At 39.1% G+C, this 19,665-nt stretch carries 18 protein-coding genes and 1 pseudogene; 7 read left to right on the top strand and 12 right to left on the bottom strand.

Annotated elements, in window-relative coordinates; all coding sequences use genetic code 11:
* Positions 1-250 (bottom strand): annotated as a pseudogene (locus tag ACX9YW_RS19160) (L-glutamate gamma-semialdehyde dehydrogenase); the annotation flags it as partial.
* Positions 251-473: 223 nt separating this feature from the next.
* On the opposite strand from ACX9YW_RS19160, the gene ACX9YW_RS19155 reads away from it, so the two are divergent.
* Entirely contained in the window at positions 474-1,898 is a 1,425-nt protein-coding gene (locus ACX9YW_RS19155) for a sigma-54 interaction domain-containing protein (protein WP_460349491.1), read from the top strand.
* 49 nt (positions 1,899-1,947) lie between these two features.
* Here the strand turns inward: ACX9YW_RS19155 and yugI are convergent, their stop codons facing one another.
* Entirely contained in the window at positions 1,948-2,349 is a 402-nt protein-coding gene (yugI, locus tag ACX9YW_RS19150) for a S1 domain-containing post-transcriptional regulator GSP13 (RefSeq protein ID WP_460349489.1), read from the bottom strand.
* Positions 2,350-2,599: 250 nt separating this feature from the next.
* On the opposite strand from yugI, the gene ACX9YW_RS19145 reads away from it, so the two are divergent.
* On the top strand, positions 2,600-3,427 hold the full coding sequence (locus ACX9YW_RS19145) for an alpha/beta fold hydrolase (RefSeq protein WP_460349486.1): 828 nt from the start codon (positions 2,600-2,602) through the stop codon (positions 3,425-3,427).
* Between the two features lie 82 nt (positions 3,428-3,509).
* Here the strand turns inward: ACX9YW_RS19145 and ACX9YW_RS19140 are convergent, their stop codons facing one another.
* From ACX9YW_RS19140 to ACX9YW_RS19125, 4 genes are all read right to left on the bottom strand, one after another.
* On the bottom strand, positions 3,510-3,755 hold the full coding sequence (locus ACX9YW_RS19140; protein WP_460349484.1) for a DUF1871 family protein: 246 nt from the start codon (positions 3,753-3,755) through the stop codon (positions 3,510-3,512).
* A gap of 23 nt (positions 3,756-3,778) precedes the next feature.
* The gene (locus ACX9YW_RS19135) at positions 3,779-5,461 is read right to left on the bottom strand and encodes a glycoside hydrolase family 13 protein (RefSeq protein ID WP_460349498.1); all 1,683 of its coding nucleotides are present in this window, start codon (positions 5,459-5,461) and stop codon (positions 3,779-3,781) included.
* A gap of 18 nt (positions 5,462-5,479) precedes the next feature.
* Positions 5,480-6,892, bottom strand: a complete 1,413-nt coding sequence (gene gnd / locus ACX9YW_RS19130; protein ID WP_460349482.1) for an NADP-dependent phosphogluconate dehydrogenase — start codon at positions 6,890-6,892, stop codon at positions 5,480-5,482.
* A gap of 69 nt (positions 6,893-6,961) precedes the next feature.
* Positions 6,962-7,717, bottom strand: coding sequence for an AraC family transcriptional regulator (locus tag ACX9YW_RS19125; RefSeq protein ID WP_460349480.1), 756 nt, complete (start codon positions 7,715-7,717; stop codon positions 6,962-6,964).
* Positions 7,718-7,832: 115 nt separating this feature from the next.
* Here ACX9YW_RS19125 and ACX9YW_RS19120 point away from each other — a divergent pair, with 115 nt between their 5' ends.
* The 4 genes from ACX9YW_RS19120 to ACX9YW_RS19105 all read left to right on the top strand — a co-directional run bounded on the left by ACX9YW_RS19120 (position 7,833) and on the right by ACX9YW_RS19105 (position 13,548).
* Positions 7,833-9,098, top strand: coding sequence for an extracellular solute-binding protein (locus ACX9YW_RS19120; RefSeq protein WP_460349478.1), 1,266 nt, complete (start codon positions 7,833-7,835; stop codon positions 9,096-9,098).
* Positions 9,099-9,202: 104 nt separating this feature from the next.
* Entirely contained in the window at positions 9,203-10,423 is a 1,221-nt protein-coding gene (locus ACX9YW_RS19115; protein WP_460349476.1) for a carbohydrate ABC transporter permease, read from the top strand.
* Positions 10,424-10,433: 10 nt separating this feature from the next.
* Positions 10,434-11,270: a carbohydrate ABC transporter permease gene (locus ACX9YW_RS19110; protein WP_460349474.1), complete on the top strand. Its 837-nt coding sequence runs from the start codon at positions 10,434-10,436 to the stop codon at positions 11,268-11,270.
* 16 nt (positions 11,271-11,286) lie between these two features.
* Complete coding sequence (locus ACX9YW_RS19105) at positions 11,287-13,548, top strand: glycoside hydrolase family 65 protein (protein WP_460349472.1); 2,262 nt, start codon at positions 11,287-11,289, stop codon at positions 13,546-13,548.
* Positions 13,549-13,673: 125 nt separating this feature from the next.
* Here ACX9YW_RS19105 and pgmB read toward each other — a convergent pair whose 3' ends face one another.
* The 4 genes from pgmB to ACX9YW_RS19085 form a co-directional block, all read right to left on the bottom strand.
* Positions 13,674-14,345 (bottom strand): beta-phosphoglucomutase, encoded by a 672-nt coding sequence (gene pgmB, locus ACX9YW_RS19100; protein WP_460349470.1) that lies wholly within the window; start codon positions 14,343-14,345, stop codon positions 13,674-13,676.
* Positions 14,346-14,356: 11 nt separating this feature from the next.
* Positions 14,357-16,639, bottom strand: coding sequence for a glycoside hydrolase family 65 protein (locus tag ACX9YW_RS19095; protein ID WP_460349468.1), 2,283 nt, complete (start codon positions 16,637-16,639; stop codon positions 14,357-14,359).
* Positions 16,640-16,867: 228 nt separating this feature from the next.
* Entirely contained in the window at positions 16,868-17,098 is a 231-nt protein-coding gene (locus ACX9YW_RS19090) for a hypothetical protein (protein WP_460349466.1), read from the bottom strand.
* Positions 17,099-17,184: 86 nt separating this feature from the next.
* Positions 17,185-17,925, bottom strand: coding sequence for a peptidylprolyl isomerase (locus tag ACX9YW_RS19085; RefSeq protein ID WP_460349464.1), 741 nt, complete (start codon positions 17,923-17,925; stop codon positions 17,185-17,187).
* A gap of 113 nt (positions 17,926-18,038) precedes the next feature.
* On the opposite strand from ACX9YW_RS19085, the gene kapB reads away from it, so the two are divergent.
* Entirely contained in the window at positions 18,039-18,422 is a 384-nt protein-coding gene (gene kapB, locus ACX9YW_RS19080; protein WP_460349462.1) for a kinase-associated lipoprotein KapB, read from the top strand.
* Positions 18,423-18,465: 43 nt separating this feature from the next.
* On the opposite strand, the gene kapD is transcribed toward kapB, so the two are convergent.
* Together kapD and ACX9YW_RS19070 are read right to left on the bottom strand one after the other, a co-directional pair.
* Positions 18,466-19,086 carry a 3'-5' exonuclease KapD gene (gene kapD, locus ACX9YW_RS19075; RefSeq protein ID WP_460349459.1) on the bottom strand — a complete coding sequence of 207 codons (621 nt, stop codon included), beginning with the start codon at positions 19,084-19,086 and terminating at the stop codon, positions 18,466-18,468.
* A 138-nt stretch (positions 19,087-19,224) separates the two neighbouring features.
* Positions 19,225-19,440: a hypothetical protein gene (locus tag ACX9YW_RS19070; protein ID WP_460349457.1), complete on the bottom strand. Its 216-nt coding sequence runs from the start codon at positions 19,438-19,440 to the stop codon at positions 19,225-19,227.
* Positions 19,441-19,665 lie beyond the last annotated feature (225 nt).

The following is a 19,665-nucleotide window of genomic DNA, read 5'->3' as shown; positions in this document are numbered from 1 at the left end:
CAACCGCTGCTTCCATAGCCTGCTGGGCAAGGTCACGATTTGCTTTTGAAACGCGTCCAATTAATTCTTGTTTGTTAGCTGGGTTGTAAGATGCAATTTTATCTTCAGTCGTTATTTTTTCACCACCTATTACGAGTGGATAATCCTGACCTAAATAGCTTTCTACTGTATTTAAGCCTGTTAAATAACCTTGACGATTTTCATCAATCGTAAAGTTTGTAAATGGCTCGTGTTTGTATGGTTGTACCATGAATGAATCCCCCTTCAAAAATGACAATTTTCCACCATTATTTAGTATTGCAATTTTCATGCCAATTTAATTGGTTCTACAAACTTAAACTTTATCATCTAAACCGCAATATTTTTTTGCATAATCACCTCATAAATTCATACTAATGCAAAAATTTCTTGCGTATTATGTTTATTCACTTTACAATTTTATTAACTAATCCTTTTCAAAGGGGAACTTGCAAATGAGTAGCGAACAAGATTCAGTTGAAATTTTACAAAAAGTAAATATCTATCAGCAAATCTTAGACGAGATTGATATAGGCATTCATGTTATTAATCAAGAAGGCAAAACCATTTTTTATAATAAAAAAATGATGGAAATCGAGAGCATGGATATCGAGGACGTTTTAGATAAAAATTTACTAGAGGTTTTTTCCTTTGAACAAAATAGTCACAGTACTTTGCTTGAGGCATTGCATAAGAGAAGAAGAGTCTTAAATGTGAAACAAACGTATTACAATAATACCGGGAAAGAAATTACGACCATTAATAATACAATCCCACTGTTAAACGGGGACATTCAACTTGGTGCCGTTGAAATTGCCCGTGATGTGACGAAATATGAACGCTTATTGCGAGAAAACTTGCAAAATAAGACTGGTAATACCCGTTATACCTTTGAAAGTATTATTGGTGGAAGTACAGCGATCGGTGAAGTCATTGAAGCAAGTAAACGGGCGACTCGAACCAATTCATCTATCTTAATCGTTGGTGAAACTGGTACAGGAAAGGAATTGTTTGCGCAAAGTATTCACAATGGTAGTGCACGAGCCAATAAGCCTTATATTTCGCAAAACTGTGCAGCATTACCAGATAGTTTAATTGAGGGAATTTTATTCGGGACGAAAAAAGGCGCTTTTACTGGTTCTATAGAACGGCCAGGACTTTTTGAAGAGGCAAATGGTGGAACGCTTTTACTAGATGAAATTAACTCATTAAATCCAAGCTTGCAAGCAAAACTATTACGAGTGCTCCAAGAAAAAACATTTAGAAGAGTTGGTGACACGAAAGATCGTGAGGTAGATGTTAGAATAATTGCAACGATTAATGAGGATCCCATCGATGCAATTTCTGAAGGTAGGCTGCGTAAGGATTTGTTCTATCGTCTAAGTGTTGTGTCGTTATTTATTCCTCCATTAAAGGAACGTAAAGAGGATATTCCCGAGCTTGTGTCTTTTTTCATTGATAAATATAATCATCTATTCGCGATGCAGGTAAAGTCCGTTTCTGAAGAAGTTTTACAGATGCTGCTCTCATACGAATGGCCCGGAAATGTTCGTGAACTTGAACATATTATAGAAGGATCAATGAATTTAATGGAACACGAAGAAGTTATTACTTATTCTTTTTTACCCATTCAGTTTCGCAATAAATCTCAATTTCAGACTCAAAAACAGCAACAGGTAGGAACCGATGACTTCCTTTTACAAAAAACACAATCAATCAAAACTTTTGATAAATTTATGGCCGAAGTGGAAACCAATTATTTAATAAAGGTTTTAACGCAACACGGCTATAACATTACTAAAGCGGCAGATGCACTAGGAATGAGTAGACAAAACCTTCAATATCGAATGAAAAAATGGAACATAACGAAAAATAAATAGGGAGCCATAAGCTCCCTGTTGACAGTTAAACGCAAAATATTTTTGCGTTTTATTTTTTAATTAAGTCTTCGCGTTGTGATTGGTCAATCCACTCTTGAAGTTTGTCCTTTAATGTATTAAAACCTTGTTCCATTTCTAATTCCGTCTTGATTGGAACTGGACGTTTCTTTACTTGTTTTTTGCTTTTTTCAAATGTTTGTACAGGCGGTTCTTCAGTAGCTCGGATGGAGAGCCCGATTTTACCCGTTTCTTCGTCAATGGATAACACTTTCACCTTTACCTCTTCGCCCACTTTTAGATGATTGTGAATATCCTTAACAAATCCATGGGTAATTTCTGAAATATGAACTAACCCTTGATTCGTTTCATCTAATGCAATAAACGCACCATATGGTTGTAATCCTGTTACTTTTCCTGTTACAATACTTCCTACTTCGATTCTTTCAGTCATAGAAACACTCCTAATTATTAAATTAATTTATCCTGTATATACGCAATAAAAAATTATACCATAGTAGCAAGTAAAATACAAAAAAGACTTTGAACAAAGTCTTTAAAAATACTTAAATTATTGAGGTATGAAAAAGGAGGAAACTGGTAATGCTTATTTTAAAGGCTTTCTAGTATTCCCCCCTTTTTGAAGTGGACTTACCTATATTGGTTAGTCCTTTTTTTATTTTATCTATTGAAGGTGGATGGAGATGGAACAAGAATTACTTAGTGCATATTATGAAACTGATAAAATTAGTCTTTATTACGAGTACTTTAACCATCCGTTTTCGGAAAAAACGGTCGTACTTCTCCACGGCTTTCTTTCGTCTACATTTAGTTTTCACCGGTTAACACCATTACTAATGGAGCATTATCATGTGATTTCGATAGATATTCCCCCATTTGGAAAAAGTGGAATGACGAAGGGCTATACTTTTTCTTTACAAAATCACGCTAAGACTATTAGTAAATTGTTGGATGACTTGGGGAAAAAAGAGGTCATTTTAATTGGTCATTCGATGGGGGGACAGGTGGCCTTAAATATTTGTTATTATCGGTCTGAGTTGGTTTCACATGCTATTTTATTAGGTTGTTCGGGCTATTTAGAGCGCTCAAAGCCCCCATTAATTCTAGCTAGCTACTTACCTTTCTTTTATTTGTATGTAAAACGCTGGTTAGCCCGATCGGGTGTTGAAAAAAATTTACAGAATGTGGTCCATGACCATAAGATGATTGATCAAACGATGATTGAGGGATACTTGCAGCCCTTTATCCAGGGGAATAACGTTTTTAAGGGTTTAACAAGGATGATACGTGACCGCGAAGGAGATTTGACAGCGGACAAACTGCAGCAAATTAACACTCCTTGCCTCTTAATCTGGGGCGAATACGACAAGGTGGTCCCAGTTCATATTGGCAAAAAACTAAAAAGTGATCTAAACAACTCAAAACTAATTATCCTAAAAAACACCGGCCATCTCGTACCAGAAGAACGCCCAAACGAAACCCTCCAACACATACTGGACTTCACACACTAACGCGTTAAAGCGTGTGGGGACAGTCCCTCATTTCTTCACCGCGGTGAAGTGATGAGGGACTGTCCCCACTTGCTTTAGATTACTAAAGTGTGCAGCTACCGGCGCTTTTGATTCGGAGAAGTTCGCGGGCGATTTTTTGGCAGTTGTCTATTGGGATGAGTTGTTCGAATGAAAATTCGTAAACTTCCTGGATTTTCTTAGCTAACAACGTTTCGTTATCGGTCGTGTGGACAATCTGGACGATGTCAGCAATTTCAGTTTCGTAGTTGCCGAACCCTAATCCGAACGGGTCCCATTCATTTAAGGCGATAACGAGCCCAATATGCAATTCTTGAACTTCCATCTATATGATCACCCCAACAAATAAGCTCTTGCTTCATATGGCTTTAATGGGATGCTTTCAATCGACTCATCCCCACTAACCTCATAATTACTAATTAATAATCGCTTTTCTATATACGTAATGCCTTCAGGTAGCTCAAACAAAGTCTCTTCTCCCGAGAAATTCAACATAACCAAAAGCTTTTGTCCTTCATACTCTCTAACATAAGCATAAATCTGTGCATGATTCGCCAAAATCAGATCGTACGAACCGTACACCATGATTGGGTTTTCCTTGCGCAACCCAATTAAGCGGCGATAATAATGAAAAACTGAACCTGGATCAGCAAGGGACGACTTAGCATTAATCTCCTTATAATTCGGATTAACTGTAATCCAAGGCTCCCCGGTCGTAAATCCGGCATGCTCACTATCATCCCACTGCATAGGCGTTCGTGCATTATCGCGTCCCTTCACATTAATCGACTGCATTACCGTTTCTACATCTTCACCGTTTTCCACAACTTTTTCACGGTACATATTTAAGGTCTCAATATCCCTATATTCATCAATCGTGGTAAACCGAACATTGGTCATCCCAAGCTCTTCACCTTGATAAATATAAGGGGTACCTTTTAACGTATGCAGGAAGGTTGCCAGCATCTTTGCCGACTCCACACGATACTCCGAGTCATTTCCAAAGCGAGACACCATTCTAGGCTGGTCATGATTATTTAAATATAGACTGTTCCAACCAACCTCTTCTAACCCTTTTTGCCATTTTGTAAAATTATCGCGTAAGGCATTAAGTGTCATCGGGCGCAAATCCCATTTACCACCAGGTCCCGCATCCAAATCGACATGCTCAAACTGAAACACCATATTAACCTCACCGCGGTCCTCACCTGTATAAAGTTTCGCTTCCTCCACGGTAACTCCCGGCATTTCCCCAACCGTCATAACATCATAACCAGACAAAGCTTTCTGATTCATCTCTTGAAGAAACTCATGAATACGCGGTCCATTCATATAATACTGCGCTCCAGAAACATACCGTTTCCCCTCAGGATTATCTCCATCCGGCAAACCTGGAACTTTCGAGATAAAGTTAATCACATCCATGCGAAATCCATCAATGCCTTTGTCCAACCAAAACTTCATCAAATCATAAATCTCGTGGCGAAGCTTAGGATTCTCCCAATTTAAATCGGGCTGCTTTTGGCTAAAAAGATGTAGGAAATATTCACCTGTTGCCTCATCATATTTCCATGCAGAACCACTGAAGACTGACTCCCAGTTATTCGGTTCCTTCCCATCCTTTCCTTCTCGCCAAATATAATAATCCCGATACGGATTATCTTTTGATTTGCGCGATTCAACAAACCAAGCATGCTCATCCGAACTATGGTTCACCACAAGATCCATAATTAACTTGATTCCGCGCTTATGCATTTCGTCTAAAAGCTTATCCCAATCGGACATGGTGCCAAACTCGTCCATTATCGCGCGATAATCACTAATATCATAGCCATTATCGTCATTTGGCGACTGATAAACCGGTGATAGCCAAATCACATCAATTCCAAGCTCTTTTAAATAATCTAGTTTCGAAATAATTCCATTAATATCGCCGACGCCATCACCATTTGAATCCATAAAAGAGCGCGGATAAATTTGATAAACTACCGCTTCCTTCCACCATTGTTTTGTCACCATTTTCACTTCCACTCTCTATTTTTTCAGCCAATCCGTATGATAGGTTCCCTCTTTATCAATCCGTTGGTAAGTATGCGCGCCAAAATAATCCCTTTGCGCTTGAAGAAGATTTGCAGGCAGAACCGCCGACCTGTAACTATCATAATAAGCCAAGGCACTCGATAGACCCGGTGTTGGGATTCCTAACTTCACTGCAGTTGCAACAACATCGCGTGCATCTTCCTGATAACGACCAACGATTTCTTTAAAATATGGGTCAAGCAAAAGGTTTTTAATTTGTGGATTACGATCGTAAGCGTCTTTTATGTTTTGGAGGAATGCCGCCCGAATAATACAGCCACCTCTAAATATCATCGCAATTTCCCCCGGTTTTAAATCCCAACCGTATTCTTCAGAAGCTAAACGGAATTGGGCAAACCCTTGGGCATAGGAACAAATTTTACTCAAATAAAGGGCGCGACGGATTTTTTCAATAAATTCATCACGATTTCCTGGATACGTTTGACTGCTTGGCCCACTTAATACACTACTTGCTGCAACCCGCTCTTCCTTCATCGCTGAAAGGAATCGCGAAAACACTGACTCCGTAATAATCGAAAGCGGCACCCCAAGGTCTAGGGCACTTTTGCTTGTCCACTTGCCCGTCCCTTTTTGACCAGCCGTATCAAGAATAACATCTACGAGCGGCTTACCAGATTCTTCATCGATTTTCGTAAAAATATCAGCCGTAATCTCGATTAAATAGCTATCTAGCTCTCCTTTATTCCAATCCGAAAAAATTTCGTGCAACTCTGAGGCTGTTAATCCTAGAGCCGATTTCAGTAAATGATAGGATTCACAAATCAATTGCATATCGCCGTATTCAATCCCGTTATGTACCATTTTGACATAGTGTCCGGCTCCATCTGGACCAATATATGTGCAGCAAGGCTCGCCATTTACCTTTGCTGAAATCGCCGTTAACATAGGGGAAACCTCGTCATAGGCCAGCCTATCCCCACTAGGCATAATGGCAGGTCCAGTTAAAGCCCCCTCTTCACCACCGGAAACGCCAGCTCCGATAAAATGAATACCCTTTTCTGCTAAGTATTGATTTCGGCGAATTGTATCTTCAAAAAAGCTATTTCCACCGTCAATTAAAATATCACCTTTATCCAAATAAGGTACTATTGATTCAATCGCTTTATCAGTAATTTCTCCGGCATTTACCATTAGTAGAATCTTTCGTGGTATTTCTAATGACTGGATAAATTCTTCAACCTTCCATGAGCCAAATATGTTTTTCCCTTCATGCTCACTTAGGACTGCCTCCACTTTTTCTTGCGATATATCATAAACTGCCACAGGAAACCCTTTACTTTCAAAATTCAGCGCCAGGCTTTTTCCCATAACACCGACACCAACGACACCGATTTGTTGCTTCGCCAAAACAAATCATCCCTTCTATTATAAAAATCCTTCCCTCATTATAATGCCAAAATAATAAGAAACCAAATATTACTCTTCTTCCAAGCTTAGCGACTGTTGGTCCCGAAACTGCTTCGGTGTCACTCCCGTGTATTTTTTAAACAAAGAAGTATAGTAACTCTGATTACAGAACCCAAATAGATGGGAAATATCACTCAAACTGGAACTAGAGTGTAGCAAAAAATACTTAGATTCTTCAATACGTTTCCGAGAGATAAATTCCGAAATGGTCATCCCGACTGATTTTTTAAACGCCTTTGAGAGATAACTTGGATGGACATTCACGTGTTCTGCGATTTTTTCAAGGGTTAATTCATGAAGGATTTCCCGATGGATAAAGGTTATTGCCTTATTAACGACAGAATTATAAGAAGGTCCACTGCCAACCTTAAGCCGATCAATAAAAGATACGACCATCTCGTATTCTAATAAAAATAGCTCCTTCATATCATTTAACTTTTCAATCTGCTGAATATAAACGTCACTAAGGTTAAAGGCATCTTCGGGGACAAGGCCGGCACGAATGACCGCTCTTGTAAATAAAGTACACGAACAAATCATTGAATTTTTATAAGAACGAACCGGGTCCTCAGCCAATTTGGCACGGTCGAGTTGATTGATTTTATTTAGTACTGCAATTGCTCCGTCTTCGTCACACTTCATAATGGAATGCATTAATTGCTGCTCTAAATTGTAGGAGGGATGGTAAAAAAGATTTTGTTTATTTTCCATTCGAGTTTCGTAAAACTTTTTAATAATCGATGATTTAATTGTAGGATAATTCATTCGCACTCACTCATTTTGTAATCAAAATTTTAATAAAAAGACTATATTTTTAATATCATTGTAATTGCTAAATTAATACAATTCAATTATAAAAGCCTAAGGGGGTTCTTATTACATGAAAGAGAAAAAATGGATGACAAAAATGTTAGCGGTTTCATTCGCTGCCAGCATCGCTTTGGCTGGATGTAACAAAGCAAATAACGAAGCGGATCCTGAAAAGGACGCTGAAAAGGTTGACGAACCAAAGAAAGAAATCGTTTTAAAATTTGCAGCGCAAAACGACAATACTCCGGCAACTGAAAAGCTGATTGCTGCTTTTAACGAGCAAAATCCAGATTATGACATCGAATGGGTTGAAATGACTAACGACTCTGCCCAAATGCATGACCAACTATTAAACTCTTTGTCTAGTGGTTCTTCGGAATACGATGTTTTATCACTTGACGTCGTTTGGGCCGGTGAATTTGCCGGAGCTGGCTACCTTGAGCCAATCGATGTTCGCATGAATGAGGCAAGCTACAACAAAGCCGATTTTAACGCTGGTTCAATGGCATCAGGTAATTATAAAGGAAAACAATATACACTTCCTTTCTTCCCTGACTTAGGATTGCTGTACTATCGCTCTGATATTGTCAGTGATGAAGATAAAGTTAAATTAAATAACGGGGACTATAGCTACGATGATTTATATTCAATGGCTGAAAATTATACCGGTCAAGCTGGCACAAAATTCGGATTCGCCTATCAGTCAAAGCAATATGAAGGATTAACCGTTAACGTTACCGAATACACAAAATCCTACAGTGATGTTGCTGGCGGATTGGAAACGATGTACAAGTTCACGAAGGCACCATTTTCACCTAAAGATATCTTAAACTTTATGGAGGGTGAAACCCACACAAACTTCGAGCAAGGTAATGCCGTATTCGCTCGTAACTGGCCATATCAATTTGGACGGATTAAGGGACAAGAAGAAGGCGTAACCGTTAAGGAAGATCAAGTAGGAATAGCACCACTGCCAAATGGCGGCTCTGTTGGTGGATGGTTATTAGGTCTTAATAAAAATTCCGAGCATTTAGATGGCGCTTGGGAGTTTATAAAATTCGCTGCTGGACCTGAAGGTCAAAAAATCATGTCTACTGAAGGCGGATACTTACCTGGTTACAATGCATTATTGGATGATGAAGAAGTAAAAGGTTCTAATGCCCTGCTATCGTTCCCAGGATTCCAAAAGGCTCTAACAACGACGATTGCCCGTCCTGTTTCACCTGAGTACTCAAAGGTATCAGACACGATTCAAGTTCAAGCCCATAAATACTTAAGCTCCGGCACAGGACTTGAAGAAGCGGCCAGAGCAATTGAAGAAGCGTTAAATCAGTAATTTTGAATTGCCAAGGGCTTTAATAATTATTAGACCATAGGCTCTAATAGTTTATTAGAGCCTTTTAAAATTAGTAAACTACCTTTTGTAAGAAAGGGTGAATCATGTTGAAACGAAAATTGGGCATAAAAGGCTGGCTTTATATTCTACCGACCCTTCTGTTAATCGGTGTCTTTTCACTATGGCCCGTCATTCAGTCATTTACCTATACCTTTTTTGATTTCCGACTAAATGACCAGCAAAAAGCCGGCCTTTATTTAAGTGAACGATTTAATGTTGACCTTTTTAAAGAAACGCAACTTTATGTGAAAATGTTTTTAGAAGAAGATTTGGCAAATGTATCTGATACCAACGATCAAGAAAAGATAAGAGAGATTACTAAGAGTATAGATTCGATTGGGGAACAATACAAAAATCAAAAAAAGGTTATCAAAATCAGCGATGACCAACGTGCGGAAATCGAGAACCTTCATAAAGAGGCTTCTGGGCTAGTTGAACATTTAAATACCCAATACACATTGAACCATAAAGAGGATTTACCCGCTCTTGTTGATGATTTTCAGAACAGCATTATTCCCTCGAACTTTATTGGTCTAAAAGGCTATAGCAAAGTTTTCAAGGACGAGCGAGTCGGCATTGCCTTATGGAATACGACCCTTTTTACAATCGTTTCGGTGTTCATTGAACTTGTCCTAGGAATCGGACTGGCCCTTATTTTGAACAAAGCAATGACCGGCCAAGGGTTAATTCGGACAACCTCATTAATCCCGTGGGCAATTCCAACCGCCGTCGCTGCATTGATGTGGAGTTATTTATACAACGGCTCAAGCGGGATTGTCGCTCATTTTTTTGAACAGATTGGCTTAATCGAACAATCGCAAGACTTGCTACTAAGCGGTGGTGGCGCAATGGTTTCATCCATTTTGGCGGATGTATGGAAAACCACTCCGTATATGGCATTGTTACTGCTTGCCGGATTACAGAACATTCCTCATTCCTTGTACGAAGCTGCTAGTATTGATGGCGCTAATAAGATTCAATCCTTTTTTAAAGTAACATTGCCTTTATTAAAACCTTCCATCTTGGTTGCTCTATTGTTCCGTACGCTAGATGCCTTCCGTGTCTTCGATCTAATCTATGTTCTTACTGGTGGCGGACCAGGTGGTAAAACTGAAACCTTGTCCATCTACTCTTATAAGGTCATGTTCGCTCAAACAAATTTCGGCTACGGTTCGATTATTGTCATGCTAATGTTTGTATGTGTCGCCTTTATCGCGACATTATTTGTGAAATTTCTTGGCGCAAATTTGATGGATAAAAATTAAAGGAGGTTGAATGATAGTGGCTTCAAAACGAAAATTATGGTTCTTTTTTGGCCTGTTTCTTGTGTTTTACTTGTTCGCCATGGTTTTCCCGTTTTTCTGGGTATTCATCACCTCCTTTAAAACGTCCGGGGAGATTTTTGGTGAAGGGGCTTTTCGGGTAATTCCGAAGGACCCTACTTTAGTAAACTATGTAAAAGTTTTGTTTGAAAAAAACATATTACGAGCGATAATAAACAGCTTTATCGTAGCCTCCGTGACAACCATTTATGTGGTAATCGTTGCAACTTTTTCGTCTTATGCGATATCTCGGTTTCACTTTAAGGGGAAGAATATCTTATTAGGACTAATCTTAGCCGTTTCGATGTTTCCGCAAATGATTATTACTGGACCAGTTTATCATTTATTTTTAAAATTGGACTGGTTAAACAGTTACATGATCGTCCTACCCTATTCAACGATTACCTTACCTATGGCTGTATGGATTTTAGTGACTCATTTTAATCAAATACCGGTGGCTCTTGAAGAATCGGCGAAAATCGATGGGGCTACTCCTTTTCAAACGCTATATAAAATTATGTTCCCATTAGCGGCGCCTGGTGTTTTTACAGTGGCGATTATTACCTTTATTTCAGCTTGGAATGAATTTCTGTTAACTGTTACGTTAAACTCTGAACAAGTTTATCATACTGTTCCAGTAGCCATCTCGTTTTTACGAACCCAGTTTGAAATATTATGGGGTGAAGTTGCAGCAGCAACAGCGATTGTAACCATACCAACATTAATAATGGTGTTATTTTTCCAAAAACAAATTGTCTCAGGACTAACGTCTGGTGGAGTAAAGGAATAAGATGAGGTGTTCAAAAATGACATGGAAAATCAGCTCAGATACCTTAGAGGAAATACAGATTTTAACGGAAGAAAGTCTCTTTTTTACAGGAAATGGTTATCTTGGTGTTCGCGGTAATTTTGAGGAAGGCCTTTCCGCTGAAAGTCCTTCCATTCGCGGAACATACCTCAATGCCTTTCATGATGTTGTTTCCATCGATTACGGCGAAAAACTATTCGCCTTTCCGGAAACCCAGCAAAAGCTTGTTAATTTGATTGATTCGCAAACGATCAATATTTATTTAGGTGAGGAGAAGTTTTCGCTTTTTTCAGGAAAGGTTTTGTCCTATCAACGCGTCCTCCATTTAGATAAAGGGTATAGCGAAAGAGTTATTCATTGGTGCTCACCAGGTGGAAAGGAAGTAAAGCTACGATTTTTACGGCTTGTTTCCTTTTTGGAGAAGGAAGTGTTTATCCAGAAACTTGTGATAGAGCCGGTTAATTATTTTGGCGAGATTCGAATTGTTTCCTCCGTGAGTGGGAATGTCACTAATTTCGTAGATCCGAATGACCCACGTGTTTCCTCCGGTCATGCCAAATGCCTAGAGGTGACCCGGCAAACTGATTCCTATATCGAGGTTCGGACGCTGCGCTCGGAGCTTCGGGCTGGCTGTGGCGTTATTCATCGAGTTCCAGCTAACTGGTCAATTGCCCATTTTTTCGGAAAAGGAGAAATTGAGAGCCAATTTACTGGAGTTCTATCAGGGTCCATTGTTTTTGAAAAATTAAACATTTTTGTTGATTCATTACGCCATGGTGAGGATTTGTTTGCGACCAAGGAAGCTCTGGCACTTCGCTTCAAGTCAGACACCTTTGATTCATTTTTAGACAAGCAGACCGATTTCCTCGCCCGCTTTTGGAAAAATGCCGATGTTAAAATAATAGGAGACGACAAGCTGCAAGAAGGACTTCGCTTTAACCTTTACCACCTACTTCAGTCAGCTGGTCAAGATAAGTTTTCTAATATTGCGGCGAAGGGACTATCCGGCGAGGGTTATGAAGGGCATTATTTTTGGGATACGGAAATTTATATGCTCCCCGTCTTTCTCATGACGAATCCGGAAATGGCTAAGAAATTATTGATTTATCGCTATTCGATATTAGATGGGGCAAGACAGCGAGCAATGGAGATGGGACACCAAAAAGGGGCATTGTTCCCATGGCGGACAATATCCGGATCTGAGTGTTCATCCTATTTTCCTGCTGGTTCGGCTCAATATCATATTAGCGCCGACATTGCGTACAGCTTTATCCAATATTATCTAGCTACTGAAGATGTGGCGTTTTTAGCAGAATTTGGGGCAGAACTATTGTTTGAGACAGCCCGACTTTGGCTGGAGGTTGGTCACTTCAAAGGAGACGAATTTCGAATTGATGCTATCACAGGTCCTGACGAGTACACCTGCATTGTCAATAATAATTACTATACGAATGTGATGGCCAAGTATAATTTGCATTGGGCAGCAAAGGTCTATCACTTATTGCAAAATGGAGATTTATCGGCTTTACAGGTTGTTGTTGATAAAATTGGTCTTGCTGAAGCTGAGGTGGTTTCATGGCTAGAAGCCGCCGATAAAATGTACTTGCCATTTGATGAGGGTTTGGGTATGAATCCTCAGGATGATACGTTTTTGAATAAGAAAGTTTGGAACTTGGAACAAACACCGAAGGAAAAATTCCCGTTATTACTACACTATCATCCATTAACCCTTTACCGTTATCAGGTTTGCAAACAGGCAGACACGATTTTGGCCCATTTTCTATTAGAGGATGAGCAAAGTCTTGAAGTCATGCGTAATTCCTATAACTACTATGAAAAGGTTACAACCCATGATTCTTCCTTGTCTTCGTGTGTATTTAGCATTATGGCTGCCAAATTGGGTTATGATGAAAAAGCCTATCGATATTTTATTGAAACAGCACGAATGGATTTGGATAATACTCATGGAAATACGAAAGACGGCCTGCATATGGCCAATATGGGCGGAACCTGGATGGCCATCATCTTTGGTTTTGGCGGATTACGGATTAAGGAAACCGGATTAAGCCTGCATCCAATTTTACCAAGGGAGTGGGAGGGTTATTCGTTTCCGTTGCGATATTGCGGTAGGTCTTTACGTGTAGTGGTGAATCGGGAAGAAACTAGAATTGAGTTATTAAGTGGGGATGAACTGGAAATCACTGTATTTGGACGAAATTATGTGTTGAGTAATAATGATGTGTTGGCAGTGGTGAAGTAAACATTTTGTTATTCCCGGAAGTTGGGTATATGAGCTGAGGAGCCCTTCAATAAAAAGTATCATTAAAAATCAACAAATTTACGAAAAAAAGTGTCCCAAAGTTTCATGTTGGGACACTTTTTTTGCTATCTTGATTGGAAAGTACTAATAATTTCCGATAGAGACAGAGCCTCGGTTGTGGAGTAGATTAAATCAGCTTTCGCAAGTGACTCTGCACTTCCAACTCCGACTGCAAACATGCCTGCTCCTTTGATTGAATCAACCCCCGCTGCCGCATCTTCAATTCCGATGCATGCGGATGGGTCCACTTCTAAAAGTTTCGCCGCTGTTAAGAAAATTTCTGGGTCTGGCTTGCCTTTTTTTATCGTGGCGGCATCAACGATGACATCGAATTCTTTTGTTAAGTCTAAAGAATCCATGACGGTAAAAGCATTTTTGCTAACGGAGGCTAGGCCGAGCCGATAGCCCCCCTCCTTAATTTCTGAAATTAATCCTCTAATACTAGGTAAAATATCTTCAGGGCTAATGCCTGCAATCAGTCGAACATAGTGCTCATTTTTCTTCGTCGCTAGTGCTTCTTTCTCTTCGGAGGTAAAATCGCCTTGCCGATCACCAAGGGCAAGAATTTTTTCTAGTGAATCCATCCGCGATACCCCTTTTAATTCCTCGTTAAATTCGCGTGTAAAAGGAATTCCCAGTTCCTCACCTAGGGCCTTCCAAGCTAAATAATGATATTCAGCCGTATCGGTGATAACCCCGTCTAGGTCAAAAATAAACGCCTGTAACGTTCTAACCATATGAACCCCTCCTACTGTTTGATAGCAATGGCTAACTGGCCATTTTCCCCGAGCTGATACGTATCCCCGTAAACCTTAATGGATAGCTCTGGTCCTTCTTGAGTGATGAGAATCTGCTCTTTATCGACTTCAATTTTAACATAATGATTACGATAAACGATTTTGAAGGAATAGCCGTTCCAAGTGCTAGGAATAAACGGTGCAAACGCCAATGTTTCATCGGCTGTTCTCATGCCTGCGAATCCTTGAACAATTGCAAGCCAAGCGCCAGTCATACTCGTAATATGCAAACCATCCTCAGTATCATTGTTGTAATTATCAAGGTCTAGGCGAGCGGTCCGGTGGTACATTTCGTAAGCTTTCTCTTCCATTCCAAGCTCAGCCGCGAGAACAGCGTGGATGCTTGGGGAAAGTGACGATTCATGAACGGTCATTGGCTCGTAGAATTCAAAGTTACGGCGTTTCTCTTCAATGGAATATTCATGATTTAAGAAATATATGCCTTGAAGGACATCGGCTTGTTTAATAAAACAGCTGCGTAAAATTTTGTCCCATGACCATTTTTGATTTAACGGTCGGTCCTCTGGACTTAACTGATTGGCCGGCATTAAATCCTTGTCTAAGAACGTATCATGTTGAACAAATACACCAAGTTCTTCATCGTATGGGAGATACATTTTTTCGATGATTTCATTCCACTTTGCCAACTCGGCATCTGTTATATCTAGTCCAGTAACCCGGTCGGCGTGACCATTTTTAATTAAATAATCAATGACATCTAATGTATAGGTTAAGGTCCAAGCGGCGATTCGGTTTGTGTACCAGTTGTTGTTAACGTTGTTTTCATATTCATTTGGACCAGTGACACCATGCATCATATAGAGATCTTTTTTCTTATTATAGTGAACTCGGTCCGCCCAAAAACGTGAGATGCCAGTTAATACGTCAATCCCATATTCATTTAGGTAGTCGCGGTCACCCGTATAATTGACATAGTTGTAAATAGCGTAGGCAATCGCGCCATTACGGTGGATTTCCTCAAAGGTAATTTCCCATTCGTTATGGCATTCGATACCGGTGAAGGTTACCATCGGGTATAGTGCACCCTTTAATCCTTGCTGTCTAGCATTATGGTAAGCACCATCCAATTGATGGTGTCGGTAAATTAATAAATTTCTAGCGACCTCTGGGTTTGCTGTTGAAAGGTAAAGAGGAATCGCATATGCTTCAGTATCCCAATAGGTAGCCCCACCGTACTTTTCACCGGTAAAACCTTTTGGACCGATATTAAGTCGGGCATCCTCTCCATAATAGGTGCTGAATAATTGAAATAGGTTAAAACGGATTCCTTGTTGGGCTTCATCATCACCGCTAATTTCAACATCTGCTTTTTCCCAACGTTTTATCCAGCCTTGCTGATGTTCAGTTAAAAGGGTATTAAAGTCTTTTGTTATAGATTTTGCTAAAACTTCTTTCCCTTTTGGTATCAATTGATTAGTAGGGTAATCACGGTCGGTTGTAACCGCAACGTATTTTTCTAAAACGGCTTCGCCTTTGACGGTAATTTTATTTTCAATGTACTCCGCTCTTTCGCTTGTAGAAATGTCCAACACTTGCCCTGTTACTTTCACTTCCATTTGTAAGGCTGTTTGGAAGGTTGGGCTACCAAATGGATTATCTTTCGTTTTCATCACTAAGCTACCCTTGTATTCCCCTACTTCACGACTAACTTCCAACCAAAAATCCTCATCGTAATTGGAATCTTCGTTACGAATATCACCGTCAAGATACGGAATAAAGGTAATCTCAGCATTATGGTTGATTGGTGTAACCTTATATTGAATAACCGCAAGTTCCTTTTCGGTAGTTGACAAGAAACGAACAACCTCTACCCTAGTTTCTTTATCGTCCTGCTGAATCGTGAACTTACGTGTTAGGACGCCATGCTGCATATCAAGCTCACGGTAAAATTCAGTCACCTTATTTTTGTAAAGGTCAATTTCATCACTATCAATAAAAACTCTGATGCCAATATAATTAGTTGAGTTAATGACTTTTCCGAAGTATTCCGGGTAGCCATTTTTCCACCATCCAACACGAGTTTTATCTGGAAACCAAACACCTGCTATATAAGACCCACGGTGGAAATCCCCAGAGTAGTTCTCTTCAAAATTTCCGCGCATCCCCATGTGCCCATTACCAAGACTCATAATACTCTCGGCGAGGCGGAAATCTTCTTTATGTAGGTCTTTTTCAATAATTTTCCATCGATCGATTTCAAATAATCTTTTCATTTTTAATGACATCCTTTTTTGTTTTATTTTTGCTGTGCAAACGTTTTCGCAATTCAACAAAAAAAAATAAACTTGTGCATATATATTATAATGAAACGCCTGCGAAAATGGAAATGTTTAATTATAAAAGTTTTATGAACAAATTCTAGCATTTTTGTACTATGGTAGCCCGATTGAGGACAATTTGATCGGTTTAGACGGTCATTTTGTCCTCAACTGTCTTTTTAATTAAACTTTTCCCTCATTTTTTTGCGCATGATTTTTTTCATCAATCTGTTTCAATAGACTTTCTTCCAAAGCCCTGGTTTTCTCTGCTTCTTTTTTGGAGTATTTAATAATCCATAGCATAGTGAAAACAGCTAAAATCAAAAAAACAATCATGGTGAGAACAGCGGGAAAATATTCAGATTTATCTTCTGGAAAATATAAAAATAGGGATAAGATATAGCTCGTTAACATTCAAAAGCTCCTTTTCGAACTTATTTATCATCATTATAACAAAAAAAAGCCAACCAGCGCATACTGGATGACTTTTAAGCCCATTCTTATTTAAGCACTTCGATTGATTTGATGACGACTTCTTCAGCTGGTCTGTCGCCACTTTCTGTTTTGACATTAGCAATGCTATCAACAACATCCATTCCTTCAACAACTTGTCCAAATACAGTATGTGCATGATCTAACCAAGGAGTCCCACCATTTTCATACGCTTTTAAAACCTCTTCAGGGTAGCCAGCTTGTCTCATTTGGTCAATCATGCCTGGATCAACTGTTTGATTTTGAACAATGAAAAATTGGCTGCCATTTGTATTTGGTCCAGCGTTAGCCATCGATAAGGCGCCGCGGATGTTAAATAGCTTGTCTGAAAATTCATCTTCAAACGGCCCTCCCCAAATACTTTCGCCACCCATACCTGTTCCATCCGGGTCGCCACCTTGAATCATAAAATCTTTTATAACACGATGGAAAATGACTCCGTTGTAATACCCCTCTTCACTATGTTTAATAAAGTTTTCAACTGTCTTTGGGGCATAATCCGGGAACAGTTTGATTTTAATTGTACCCATGGATGTATTCATCGCCACTAGACGTTCATTCCCCTGGACCTCAGCTGTGAGTTGAGGATAACCATCGGTACTTGGTGCGGTCTTTTCATCGTTATTGCCCTGCTCAGTGTTTGTTTCACTACCATTTGTTTTGTCAGCATTTTCCTTATCTTTTGATGTTCCACATGCTGCCAAAATTAATAACATGATTACTAGTAAAGACATTAATTTTAATTTCATTGATCTATCAACCTCCACTTTTTTACTTTACCCGATTTCTGTTATTTTTGCACTTGGTTTTTAACATAGATTTGTACATAATGAAAATAATGACAAAACAGGAGGTTAAAAGAATGTCTGAACTTTCAATTGGGGATATTGTAACATCCATCTATAAAACTGGTAAATACATTGGCGAGGTTACGGATATTCGTCCGCAGCACTATTTAGTAAAAACGTTAGCCGTTTTAAAACATCCGATGCAAGGGGATTTACATAATCCAAAAGAGGTGGGCCTTGGATTTTTCCATGAACGGAAAGCTTTAGCGTTTCGCGAACAAGCGAATGTGCCGAAGCAGATGGTGAAGCCATTTATTGAGGAAGTTCCTGATTATCAGGAATCTTTAAAGGTCGCTATTGAAAAGTTAAAATCCGACTTGAAAAATGATCAATCTCAATGGGCAGAGCTAAGCTTAAAAAATATCGTTAGCCTGGAAAATGAATATTTTAAGTCCTAAATAAACATAATATAAGCCAAATCACTTTGATGTGATTTGGCTTTTAAGCGAACTTATTGAACACTTTAGAAAAATCAATCCGGTCGCCAATGGTTGTTGGTTCAGGTTTTTGAAGGTAGCGCTTATCCTTTTCGACTAATTTAAAAATATTATAGGTTGTTAATGCATCATCTAGTGCACGATGATGCTTGCCTGTCCCCTCTTTTCCATACTCTTGAACAGCCTTCCATAGGCCTGTTTGATTTTGGTCACCAAAAAATCGCTTATACTCCATGGAAAGGTCGATTTCTTTTGTTAAGAAAGGAAACTTTAAATTGGCCTTCTCACAATTTGACCGAAGTACGCGCATATCCATATTTCCCCATGTCACGACAACAGTTGACCCATTTGCTTGGTAACCTTTTAGCTTTTCAACTAGATGGGAAAATGGTACCCCTTGGTCCACTTGTTTTTGGCTAATATTCAGAAATGATTTACAGCGATCAGTCAGTTTGGAAAATTTAATTGGAGTAACAAAGGTAGAATATTGCTCAACAATTTTTCCCTCTTGAACAACGACGATGCCTGCCTCAATAATTTCCGGATAAAATTCGGGGTTCTTTTTATTCTTTTCAGGCATTGTAAACTCGAAATCAATAAACAAATGCTGTTGCTGACCTTCCATTCATTCACCACCCTCAAAATAGAATTTATAAATTTATTATAGCATGAATGAAGGCTAAATTTTTTAACTTTTCTGGATTTTCCTAAAAATTTTTTTCAAATAAAATGGAAAAAAACTCTGCCAATGGACAGAGTTTTTCTATTGGAGAATGTTTTTGATTTTGACATATTCCCTCGGCATAAAAACCTCGATGGGTTGGTGTTGCAAAGGCGTTGTAATGGCGTTGATTGGAATGACATCAGCAGTGACTGGAGGCTGAATCACGTTATTCCCCCGATGGGTATGATCAACTAACCAGGCACTAATAAACAATAAAAGAAAGATGAAACAAGCCCCGATTATTTTTCCAAACATACTTAACACCACCCTCTATTAAGTAGGATGGAAAATCAAATTTTTTTTATGTATAAAAAAATTTTTTTTAGCGTTTTTTATGCATTTTATCTTATTTAATATACACAAGCACTTTGCTCTCGAAGCAGGTACCTTTAAATGCATTCCCCCAAAAATTACGGTATAATCTGTATTATTAGTTAAATAAGGGAATCATAGATAGGTCAAAAACCAAAAATTTATAAA

This window comes from Pseudoneobacillus rhizolycopersici, assembly GCF_054786815.1.
The sequence above is the reverse complement of the archived record's forward strand: the minus strand, read 5'-3'. Positions and strand labels throughout refer to the sequence as shown.

Excerpts from the sequence above, each read along its gene's own strand:
- ACX9YW_RS19110 (WP_460349474.1), top strand. The coding sequence starts at position 10,434 with ATGATAGTGGCTTCAAAACGAAAATTATGGTTCTTTTTTGGCCTGTTT.
- ACX9YW_RS19105 (WP_460349472.1), top strand. The coding sequence starts at position 11,287 with ATGACATGGAAAATCAGCTCAGATACCTTAGAGGAAATACAGATTTTA.
- ACX9YW_RS19120 (WP_460349478.1), top strand. The coding sequence starts at position 7,833 with ATGAAAGAGAAAAAATGGATGACAAAAATGTTAGCGGTTTCATTCGCT.
- ACX9YW_RS19115 (WP_460349476.1), top strand. The coding sequence starts at position 9,203 with ATGTTGAAACGAAAATTGGGCATAAAAGGCTGGCTTTATATTCTACCG.
- ACX9YW_RS19145 (WP_460349486.1), top strand. The coding sequence starts at position 2,600 with ATGGAACAAGAATTACTTAGTGCATATTATGAAACTGATAAAATTAGT.
- pgmB (WP_460349470.1), bottom strand. The coding sequence starts at position 14,345 with ATGGTTAGAACGTTACAGGCGTTTATTTTTGACCTAGACGGGGTTATC.
- ACX9YW_RS19095 (WP_460349468.1), bottom strand. The coding sequence starts at position 16,639 with ATGAAAAGATTATTTGAAATCGATCGATGGAAAATTATTGAAAAAGAC.
- ACX9YW_RS19125 (WP_460349480.1), bottom strand. The coding sequence starts at position 7,717 with ATGAATTATCCTACAATTAAATCATCGATTATTAAAAAGTTTTACGAA.
- kapD (WP_460349459.1), bottom strand. The coding sequence starts at position 19,086 with ATGGAAGGTCAGCAACAGCATTTGTTTATTGATTTCGAGTTTACAATG.
- yugI (WP_460349489.1), bottom strand. The coding sequence starts at position 2,349 with ATGACTGAAAGAATCGAAGTAGGAAGTATTGTAACAGGAAAAGTAACA.
- ACX9YW_RS19155 (WP_460349491.1), top strand. The coding sequence starts at position 474 with ATGAGTAGCGAACAAGATTCAGTTGAAATTTTACAAAAAGTAAATATC.
- ACX9YW_RS19085 (WP_460349464.1), bottom strand. The coding sequence starts at position 17,925 with ATGAAATTAAAATTAATGTCTTTACTAGTAATCATGTTATTAATTTTG.
- ACX9YW_RS19090 (WP_460349466.1), bottom strand. The coding sequence starts at position 17,098 with ATGTTAACGAGCTATATCTTATCCCTATTTTTATATTTTCCAGAAGAT.
- kapB (WP_460349462.1), top strand. The coding sequence starts at position 18,039 with ATGTCTGAACTTTCAATTGGGGATATTGTAACATCCATCTATAAAACT.
- ACX9YW_RS19070 (WP_460349457.1), bottom strand. The coding sequence starts at position 19,440 with ATGTTTGGAAAAATAATCGGGGCTTGTTTCATCTTTCTTTTATTGTTT.